A 10163-nucleotide genomic window follows, 5' to 3' on the forward strand; every position below is an offset into this window, starting at 1 on the left:
CACCCTCGGGAAAACGAGCTCGCAGAAAGGCGAGCCACCGGGTTTCCCGGTCCGGACCGTGAGTATTTAACGCTCAAACTTTTAAATTAAAACCTTAAGCATTCAAAAAATCAAGTAAAAACCTAAAAAAACCGGCCGAAAATCCCTCCAGGGGAACGGCCCCGCCTTGTCCGCGTATCCCCCCCGGCCTGTGTTCAGGTCGTGTATTCGCTGTTTAACCTCACATAGTCGTAGGTCAGATCCGAGGTTATGACGAAATAGTCACCCTTCCCCCCGCCGAGGTCCAGGGTAATGTCATAGGAATCTTTTTTCACCTTTTCCCGCGCTTTCCTGATGCCCCCGCTAACCCGTTCCATTCCCGGCCCGAACACCCTCACCCCTCCGATGTGCACAACGATCCCACGGGGGTCGATCCGAACCCCGGCCCTCCCGGCAGCGGCAACGATCCTGCCCCAGTTGAGGTCTGCCCCGAATATAGCCGTCTTCACGAGGAGGGACGTGCCCACGGCCCGCGCGACCTTTTCCGCATTCCCCCTGGAACCCGCGCCCCTGACATCGATCTTTACCGTTCTCGTGGCACCCTCCCCATCAGCAACTATCTTCAGGGCGAGTTCGCTCATCACCGTTGCCATTTTCCTCTCGAACCTGTCCAGTTCGACCTCCTTTAAGGGCCTGGCGAGTGTCGCGCCGTTTGCGAAAACGGCAGCGGTGTCATTGGTGCTCATATCACCATCGACGATGATCCTGTTGAAGGTTTTATCCACCGCTCTCCTGAATATGGAGTCGAGTTTGCGCTGGGGAAGGCGGCAGTCGGTGAAAAGGTACGCCAGCAAGGTTCCCATGCCGGGGGATATCATCCCCGCGCCTTTTGCGACGCCGCAGATCGTTATGGTCTTGCCCCCCGCCCTGAAGGTCTGGCGGCATATCTTTTCGTACCTGTCGGTCGTCATCATGGCTTTTGCAGCACCGCTGAAACCGGAGCTGGAAAGGGCCGCGCAGAGGTTTCGAAGTTTCCCGATGATCCTCCCCCGGGGAAGGGGTACGCCGATGACGCCCGTTGAAGAAATGAGGATCTTCCCCTCGGGAAGGCTCAACCGCCGGGAAACTTCCCGGGCAATTTCACCCACTGCCGATACCCCCGCGTCTCCCGTGCAGGCGTTGGCATTGCCGGAGTTTACCAGCACACCCTGCAGGTCCCTCAGGCTCGCCCGTGTTTCCGCCCAGATGATGGGAGCGGCCCGCACCCGGTTTTTCGTAAACACCACGCTCGAGACGGCAGGAAGCTGGGAAAGGAAGATGGCGAGATCCTCCCCACCGTCTTTCCTCAATCCGCAGGAGACCGACGCGGCCTTGAAGCCGGGAACGCAGGCCTGTGCAGAACCCCCCATCAGCTGCTCCCGCAGCACTTCTTGTATTTCTTCCCGCTCCCGCAGGGGCAGGGATCGTTTCTCCCCACTTTCTTCCCCTCTCTCTTGACCGTCCTGGCAACCCCCGCCTCGCCCCTGCTCATAACCATCTTTTTGGGCCCTGATAGGGATATGCTCGAGACATCCTCCTCTGTCTGGATCCGGACGTGGAACAGCTTCTTGAGGCTCTCTTCCTTTATCCGTATAACCAGATCCGAGAACATCTCGAAGCCTTCCCGAGCGTACTCCTTCCGGGGATCGAGCTGTCCGTATCCGCGAAGCCCGATTCCCTCCTTGAGATGGTCCATCCCCAGGAGATGGTCTTTCCACAGCGCGTCCAGGGTGCTGAGAACCATGACCCTCTCGAGGTATCTCATCACCTCCAAGCCGTACATCGCCTCGCGTTCCTCGTACGTCATGACCGCCTGATCCCTGATCAACGCAAAAATATCCTCGCGGGACCGCTTCCCCTCAACGACCCCATCGAGAGCCGGCCTCACACCGAATGTGGAAAAATAGTTGTCGGAAAGACCACTTAAATCCCACTGTTCCGGGTAGAGCTTTTCATCGGTAAACGTCTCCAAGAGTTCCCAGTTCACCTCATCCAGCATCTCCATGACCGTTTCCCGGAGTTCCTCGCCCTCCATAATATCCTTGCGCATGTCATAGATAATCGTCCTCTGCTGATTCATGACGTCGTCATATTCCAGGAGGTGTTTCCGTATCTCGAAGTTATGGGCTTCCACCTTGCTCTGGGCATTTTCTATTGCCCTGGTAACCATATTGTGCTCGATGGGCTGCCCTTCCTCCATTCCCAGCTTCTCCATGAGATAGGATACCTTTTCTGACCCGAATATCCTGAGCAGGTCGTCCTCGAGAGACATGTAGAACCGGCTCGAGCCCGGGTCCCCCTGCCTGCCTGACCTTCCCCGCAGCTGATTGTCTATCCTCCTGCTCTCGTGCCGCTCCGTTCCGATGATGTGGAGCCCTCCACGTCCCACCACACCCTCTCCGAGAACGATATCGACTCCCCGTCCCGCCATATTCGTGGCAATCGTCACCTTCTCCTGATGTCCGGCCTCCGCTATGATCTGGGCCTCTTTCTCGTGATGCTTCGCGTTCAGCACGTTGTGCGAAATGCCCTCTCTTTTGAGCATCTTGCTCAACAGTTCCGACTTTTCTATGGATATCGTTCCCACCAGGGCAGGGCGCCCGGCCCTGTTGAGCTCCTTGATCTCATCGATTACGGCATTGAACTTTTCCTTCTCCGTCCTGTAGACCTGATCCGGGTTATCCAGCCGAACCATCGGCCTGTTCGTGGGAACGACGATAACCTCGAGGTCGTAGATCTCCTTGAACTCGACAGCTTCCGTGTCAGCCGTTCCCGTCATCCCCGAGAGCTTGTCATACATCCTGAAGTAGTTCTGGAAAGTTATCGTGGCCAGGGTCTGATTTTCGCTTTCGATCTTCACCCCCTCTTTTGCCTCGAGCGCCTGGTGGAGTCCGTCACTGTAGCGCCTCCCGGGCATGAGCCTGCCCGTGAATTCGTCGACGATGAGAACCTCCCCCTCCTTTACCACGTAGTCCACGTCTTTTTTGAACAGCGCATGGGCTTTGAGCGCCTGGTTCGCGGCATGCAGCCACTCTATATTGTTCGGGTCGTAGAGATTGTCAACCCCGATGAGCCTTTCCAGCCTGGGCATCCCATCCTCGGTGAGGACCACGGTTCTTGACTTCTCGTCGACGGTATAATCCCTTTCCTTTTTCAGGCCCGGTATCACGGAGTTCGACCGGTAGTACTTGTCCGTTGACTCTTCTGAAGGCCCGGATATTATCAGGGGTGTCCTCGCCTCGTCGATGAGTATGGAGTCAACCTCATCGACAATCGCAAAGTTGAGCTTTCGCTGAGCCATATCATCGAGGGAAAACTTCATGTTGTCCCGCAGATAATCGAACCCGAACTCGTTGTTGGTGCCGTAAGCAACATCGGCGCCGTAGGCGGCCTTCCTCTCCGCGTCGTCCAGCCCGTGAAAAATAGCCCCCACCTCGAGACCGAGGAACCGGTAAATGGGTCCCATCCACTCGGCGTCCCTCCTTGCCAGATAGTCGTTGACCGTTACGATGTGCACCCCATCGCCCGTCAACGCATTGAGGTACACGGGGAGGGTGGCGGCGAGGGTTTTTCCCTCGCCCGTCTTCATTTCCGCTATCTTTCCCTCATGGAGGACCACGCCGCCGATCAGCTGCACATCGAAGTGGCGCATTCCCAGCACCCTCATGGATACTTCCCTGACAACGGCGAAGGTCTCGGGAAGGAGGGAGTCCAAAGTTTCTCCCCTTTCTATCCTCTCTCTGAACGCGGCGGTTTTCGCCGCAAGCTGGCTATCGGACAGTTTTTTCACATCCGGTTCGAGAGAGTTCGTCCTTTCAACCAGGGGAGCAATCCTTTTCAGTTCCCTCTCGTTTCTCGTGCCGACAAACTTCCTTAACACCCACTCAAACATCAAACGCCCCTCTGTTCTGATTTTTTTCCCCGGACTCTATTGTACTTCACCTGGAGACAAACTGACTATCCGAGATACCGGATGGGGTTTATGGGAACCCCGTTTACCCGTATCTCGAAGTGAAGATGAGGGCCCGTACTTTTTCCCGAAGAACCGACCCTTCCCAGAACCTTCCCCTTGCCGACAACCTCTCCGGGTTTGACCAGTATTTCAGAGAGGTGGGCGTATATGGTCTTGAATCCATACCCGTGATCCACCCTGATGACGTTTCCGAAATCGGGGTCATACCCGCATCGAATGACCTTCCCCGATCCGGCGGCCCGGACCTCCAAACCTGCCGGGGCCATGATATCGAGGCCCCTGTGGAACACCGTTCGCTTGGTGAAGGGCGACATCCTGACTCCGAATCCCGAGGATACCACACCCCGAAGAGGCCAGACAGACGGGAGAGACTCGAGCACCTCGAGCCTTAACTCGAGCATGCCCCTTATGTCCTGAAGGTTCTTGAGGTTGACGAGCACCCCTTTCTCGAGTTCTTCGAAGCGCAACTCGACGATCTGCCTGTCTTTTAAAAACGCTCTCGTGCCCTCCTCTTCTGTTCCACCGATGTAGGTCTTGCTCTTTTCACCGGGTTTTTGAATCTTGATCAATTCCTTGATCCTGCTGTCGATGACACGAAGCCGCGAGACCTCTGCCTCGAGCCTCTGGAACTTGTCCTCGAAAAAGGAGAGCATGAACTGCTGCTCGGAGGCCACCTCTCTTAAGTTGGCAAGCTCCAGCCGGTCGCTGATGCTGGTCCTGTAGTCGTATATCATGAAGCAGGTGAAGGAAAAAAAGAGAAGGCAAGCCAGTCCAACGGCCCGCAGAAACACTTTCGACACCGTTACTCTTCTTACCTTTCCGGCATCACCCGAGATTATGAAGAAGGTAACCCGCTTGCTCAAACCGGTCCCCCCTAAAAAAAGCCAAATCTTTGTTAGTATAATATAAAATTTTCCAAAAGGGAAAAGTAAAAAAGAGCACAATCGCTCAAGGGGAAATCCGGTCCCGCGTGGCAGCCTGCAAAACGAGCCGGAGCCTTAGATCCTGCAGATCTATCCCGGGCCTTTTGCCGGTCGAGGCGGGGGGTGCCCATCACCGGAGTTCACGGGCCGCTTTCAAAACTTCGCCTCTATTTAACCTCGTAATCAAAGGGAAAGGATTCCTTCTCAGAACCCCGGAAAACGACGCACTCGATTCGGTAGGCCCCCTTTTCGTCGAGGTTCAGGTCGGCTCCGATATGATTTTCCATGGTGGTGAGCAAAACCTCCGTCGTCTTCCCTCCCGGATAGGTCACCATTACTTTTGCCGAAGTCCCTTCCCCGAGGGGTTTTTCGGGGGTGAGCTCGAAATGATGGGTTATGCCGGCAGGAGCACTCATTCCCATCTTCTCCATTTTAGCCTTCACGTCTACCATGCTCCCCTTCAGATTCGTTCCGAATGCCTGACCGCTGAAGGTCTCTTCCCCCATGGAGCCGTGCCCGCTCATCTCCTTACCATGGGCGCCCTCCATCATCTGCTCCTTACCCGTGTCACCTTTCATCGATTCCGAATGGGCCTCTTCCTTTTTTCCCCCATGCATACCGGCGTATCCCGACCCGCTCAATGCCAGGAAAAGAGCCACAAGCGAGATTACCATAATTCTCGAACCGTTCATGCTCGAACCCTCCGTGTGTATTTTCCGGTATCATACCGGACATTCTACATTATGTCAAAGGTTGATCATTCTCGTTAGTTTGATGTCTTCTCTTTGACAGAAAATTCAAAAAATTATTCACCATCGGGGGCAATAGCGATAATCTTTCTTTTTTTCTTTGAAACTTTGACTTTTTACATTAAGTAGATTATAATCTGTGCTGGTAAAAACGGGTACATGCGAGGTTGCCATGAAAAAATCGATAAAATTTACCTTCCGGCCGGGAAAAAAGGGGATCCAGCAGATCCTGGGAGAGCTGGAAGAGGAAGTCATGGATTTCCTCTGGGAACACGGGAGGGTAACGGTCAAGGAAGTGTTCGAGGTCTTTTCCTCCAGGAAGAAGATCGCCTACACCACCATAATCACGGTAATGAACCGCCTCGTGGAAAAAAACATCCTGAAGAGGGAAAAATCGGGCAAGTTTTACATCTTCGAACCGATATATAATAGGGAGGAGTACAAGGAAATCGTTTCCGACATGGTCATCCGTGGCCTTCTCGAAATAGACGGAGAAAAGGCTATGGCAGCTTTTGTCGACAGCGTGTTCGAAGACCCCGAAGAAATGAGGTTGCTGGAAAAGCTGATCGAAGAAAAAAAAGCGGAAAGGTGAACACCTCGCGTTACACGGAAAAATGTGAAAAAGTGTTCAGAAGGTCGATTGCGATAAGCGCCGTCTTCCTGTTGCTCCCTTCCCTGGTGCTGGTATTTCAGGCCGATCACTATCTGTCCGTGATATTCGATTCCCAGATAATACTTCACCTCTGCCACTTCCTGGAGACCGTGGTCCCCTCGGTCTTCAACCTCATTTTCCTGATCGCCGCCGTCGCATTCTTCCTCTTCATTCCCGCAGGTTTTTTCAAGAGCATTTATCATCTGGTCCGGGGGCTGGCCTTCCCTCCCTTCCTGAAGCCATTTCTCCCCGAGATCTTAAAGCGCGGTGACGGAGATCGAAACAGGGTCGCCGGGTATAAAGTCGTGGAGGTCGACACCCACGTGCCCTTCGCCCTGGCCGGCGGAATCGTTGACAAGAAAATAATCGTCTCGAAATCCCTGAGAACACTTCTGAGTCGGGAAGAATACGATGCCGTTCTCATGCACGAAGTTGGTCATCTCGAGATGGGACATCCCCTGAAAAAGCTTCTCGTTGGTTCGATGCTCAAGGCACTCTACATCCTCCCTTCGAGGAAAGATCTGCTGGTGCGGTTCAGGGCACTTACGGAGCTTTCTGCGGACGAGTTTGCCGTCCGACGGGGAGTCAATCCAGCCGTTCTCGCAGGGGCAATCGTGAAAGCGGCAAGAGGTGGGCAGCTGATTACGGAATCTTCGCTCACGGGACTCACCGATTCTCAGGTGGGGGAAAGGGTGCACGCCCTGCTCGGTATAGAACAGGCGAGAAGCAAAGTCAGCCCGAAAAAGCGTCTCTCCCGGGGGATAGTGAAAACAGTCCCGGCTGCGCTGCTCGTTGTTTTCCTCGCGCAACCGCTCCTGCTAAAACCCGGGGTCTCTTACTGCTACACCCACGGCAAAACCTCGGAAAAAAGCCGCACCATATCCACTACGCTCTCTCTCTGCACCAAGATAGATTGTATGAAATGCACCATCTGCACCCTTGATAATCGGGAGCATCACAGCGCCGGTTCGTAGCTCCAGGTTTACCTATTACAGATTACCGTTCACCCTTCACGGCTCGCAGTACCACAAATCGAATAACAGCACTTCTGATGTTCCGTTGTGCTGATCTTTACCATCTGTGCAGGATTTCCAGGCCCACCTGCATGTAGCGCGTGTCCTCGTTTTTATCAAGATACTCAAAGGCAGGAGAGACTCCCCAGCTGCGGGTGAAAAATATCGTGCCTCCGAATCCGAGGACCTTTGCATCGATGTCACCAACCCGGTCGATCGTGTTCGGCCTGTGCGCCTCGTTTCCATACACGAAGTAGGCGTAAATCCGGTCTGTGCTTCCCATGAACAGCGTTGTTTTCAGGAGAAAAGCGCCATCGGTTGAGTTTCCGCCGCGGTCAAACTCGATTTTCGAAAGGGTAAACCGGGACAGAATAGATACATATCCGTAAGGATAATACTCGCCCGCCATGGAAAACCCGATGAGGTCTGCCCCGTCGAATTGGGAGTAGTGCATGCTCCCGGATACAACCCAGGAAGCCAGGGCGGGCGTTGCCAGCTCGACCAGGCCCGATGCTGTGGGAAATATCTCCGCACCGGGCGCAAAGCCGAGTTCCGACGACAGCTGCAGCCTGTCGCTCAGCCGATAAGACCCCCCGGCGGTGATCTTTCCCTCTGTTTCGTTGAAACGATCGAGAAAATCGGCCCGGCCGAAGAGAGAATAGGAGTTTCCCGAATCGTAGCGGGTCCCCCCGTAGAGGTTGTGACCATCGGAACTGTTGTTGATGCTGAGGTAGGAATACCCGAAGAATGCCTCGTAGGAATAGATAGCGGCAGCTTTCCTCCTTATTTCCAGGGCATCCCTGTCGCGGGGATCGTCGTCGAGAATTTTCCGGGCATAGTACAGCGCTTCATCCCTGTTTCCCGTCCTCAGGTTGTACCGTGCAAGCCGTATCAGGACTTCCTTGCTCCCCGGGTTTTTCACCCGCTCCCTCTCCAGGATCCCTATCGCTTTCTCGTAATCCAGTTCCCATGCATAGGTGTCGGCAATTCCCGTAATCGATTCAAGGCTCCCGGGATCCAGCCTGAGCACGTCCCGGTAGGCACTCCTCGCACTCTTATACCTTCCCATCCATGCAAGGACCTTCGCCCTCCCGCTCAGGGCCTCGATGTTTTCCGGGTCGTCATCCAGGATAAACTCGTAAATATCGAGAGCTCCCTCGAAATCCTTCTCCATCGCCCTCTCTCTGGCTTCCGCAAGCTCCCTGTCCATGAACGCCCCGTGACTGAAACCGCTGAGAACCTGAAAGAAGGCGAGGGTGATGAAAAAAATCGCCCACTTATTGCACCGCGCGAGCAACTTCATCTTCACTCCTTTTTCCTCGATCTTTTGGGAACCCGATCCTTTCAAATTTTTCCCATCCCTTTTTCCCGGTGAAGAAGTCCACGGTGGCTCTCACCCTCCAGAAAACCGTTGCCTGGCGGTACCCGAAGTTTTCCATTACCGCAAAACCGGCAAGCGTCGCTATCTCGCCTGCCGTGTTGAAAGAGATGAGCGTCTCGACGGGTTCCTCTTTTTTGCCCCCCCTCTCCGGCCAGGCGCTGAAAACGAGAGACGCAACAGAGACGAGAACCCCGTATCCCACGGAAAAAACAAAAAAGAGAAAGAGGTAGGTATAGTTTAACTTGTCGAAATAGAAAAGGAGGGGCAGCGTGGCATATCCCAGGAGCTCCACCGGCGCACCGAGCAGCTCAAAAAAGGCATAGTAGGGAAACGCAAACAGTCCTATCCGCCCATACTCGGGGTTGAAGAGCATCTTTTTGTGGAACAGCACGTTCTCCATGAGCCCCCTGTGCCACCTGTTTCGCTGCTTTGAGAGGCTCGAGAGGTCTTCGGGTGCTTCTGTCCAGCAGAGCGGATGGGGTACGTAGAATATCTTTTTTTTCAGCTTCTTCTCCTTCAGGTATCGGTGAATGCGCACGATGATCTCCATGTCCTCGCAGACGGTCTCCTTCCCGTAGCCCGTGAATTCCTTCGTTATCTTCGACGTGAGGTGCCGGGTAAGGTACCCTCCCACTCTTTCGACATAGTGCTTGTTGAAAATACCGAACACGCCGGAAATGATCAAAAGGCAGTTCAACCGGGAAAGCGCTGTCCTGCCGAGGGTAAAGGAACGGATATACTCGACGATCTGAAATCGGGCGATCCAGCTTTTGGGCAGCCTGACCCTCTTTATCCTCCCCCCCTCTATTTCACACCCGTTCAGGATTGCCACCTGGCCCCCGATTGCGATGATATCCTCATTGGTGAGAAGAACGCGGAATGCCTGGAGGAGGGCGATCTCGTCGACGACGGAGTCTGCATCGATGGAAACGAAATAGGAGCAGGTGGAACCGTTGATACCGGCATTCAACGCGTCCGCCTTTCCACCGTTTTCCTTGTCTATCAGCACAATGCGGATAATATTGTCCTTTACATGCCTCTTCGACTCGTAAAATCCAAGGACGGGGGCAGTGGTGATACCCTCGGTATAGTTGATATCGACCCTCCTCATCTCAAAAGCCTCTCTCAGGACCCTGAGCGTCCCATCAACGGATCCGTCGTTTACGATGATGATCTCGAAGGTGGGAAATCTCAGGTTGAGGAGTGAACTGACGGACTCGACAATCGTTTTCTCCTCGTTGTATGCAGGCACGATGATCGAAATCGGGGGGGTAAAGGGAGATTCCATGATCATATCGAGGTCCTCGTAAGCTTTCCCGACAACCCTTCTTTTGACCTCGGAAAAGGAAAAGACGACGAAAAAAAGGTTCACGGAGTTGTAAACAACAAAATAGGAGAGAAAGAGAATTTCTAAAAACCGGTAGAACGTATCCATCGGTAAAATCTCACTCCAC

At 54.0% G+C, this 10163-nt stretch carries 8 protein-coding genes; 2 read left to right on the forward strand and 6 right to left on the reverse strand.

Features of this window, described 5'->3' with window-relative positions; translation table 11 throughout:
* Positions 1–194 precede the first annotated feature (194 nt).
* From argJ to GTN70_12565, 4 genes are all read right to left on the reverse strand, one after another.
* Positions 195–1388, reverse strand: a complete 1194-nt coding sequence (argJ, locus tag GTN70_12550) for a bifunctional glutamate N-acetyltransferase/amino-acid acetyltransferase ArgJ (GenBank protein NIO17785.1) — start codon at positions 1386–1388, stop codon at positions 195–197.
* A complete protein-coding gene (gene secA / locus GTN70_12555) occupies positions 1388–3910 on the reverse strand; it encodes a preprotein translocase subunit SecA (GenBank protein NIO17786.1) in 2523 nt (840 codons plus the stop codon). Before secA ends, argJ begins: the two co-directional genes overlap by 1 nt.
* 65 nt (positions 3911–3975) lie before the next feature.
* Positions 3976–4854 carry a peptidoglycan DD-metalloendopeptidase family protein gene (locus GTN70_12560; protein NIO17787.1) on the reverse strand — a complete coding sequence of 293 codons (879 nt, stop codon included), beginning with the start codon at positions 4852–4854 and terminating at the stop codon, positions 3976–3978.
* 227 nt (positions 4855–5081) lie between these two features.
* Positions 5082–5606 (reverse strand): hypothetical protein, encoded by a 525-nt coding sequence (locus GTN70_12565; protein ID NIO17788.1) that lies wholly within the window; start codon positions 5604–5606, stop codon positions 5082–5084.
* Positions 5607–5835: 229 nt separating this feature from the next.
* Between GTN70_12565 and GTN70_12570 the strand changes: the two genes are divergently transcribed.
* Positions 5836–6255 (forward strand): hypothetical protein, encoded by a 420-nt coding sequence (locus GTN70_12570; GenBank protein ID NIO17789.1) that lies wholly within the window; start codon positions 5836–5838, stop codon positions 6253–6255.
* Positions 6252–7289: a M48 family metalloprotease gene (locus GTN70_12575; GenBank protein NIO17790.1), complete on the forward strand. Its 1038-nt coding sequence runs from the start codon at positions 6252–6254 to the stop codon at positions 7287–7289. Before GTN70_12570 ends, GTN70_12575 begins: the two co-directional genes overlap by 4 nt.
* 97 nt (positions 7290–7386) lie before the next feature.
* Here GTN70_12575 and yaiO read toward each other — a convergent pair whose 3' ends face one another.
* Both yaiO and GTN70_12585 read right to left on the reverse strand, forming a co-directional pair.
* A complete protein-coding gene (gene yaiO / locus GTN70_12580; GenBank protein NIO17791.1) occupies positions 7387–8631 on the reverse strand; it encodes a YaiO family outer membrane beta-barrel protein in 1245 nt (414 codons plus the stop codon).
* Entirely contained in the window at positions 8606–10144 is a 1539-nt protein-coding gene (locus tag GTN70_12585) for a glycosyltransferase (protein NIO17792.1), read from the reverse strand. The genes yaiO and GTN70_12585 overlap by 26 nt, the downstream gene beginning before the upstream one ends.
* Positions 10145–10163 lie beyond the last annotated feature (19 nt).

The organism is Deltaproteobacteria bacterium (assembly GCA_011773515.1).
Classification (GTDB): Bacteria; Desulfobacterota; Deferrimicrobia; order J040; family J040; genus WVXK01.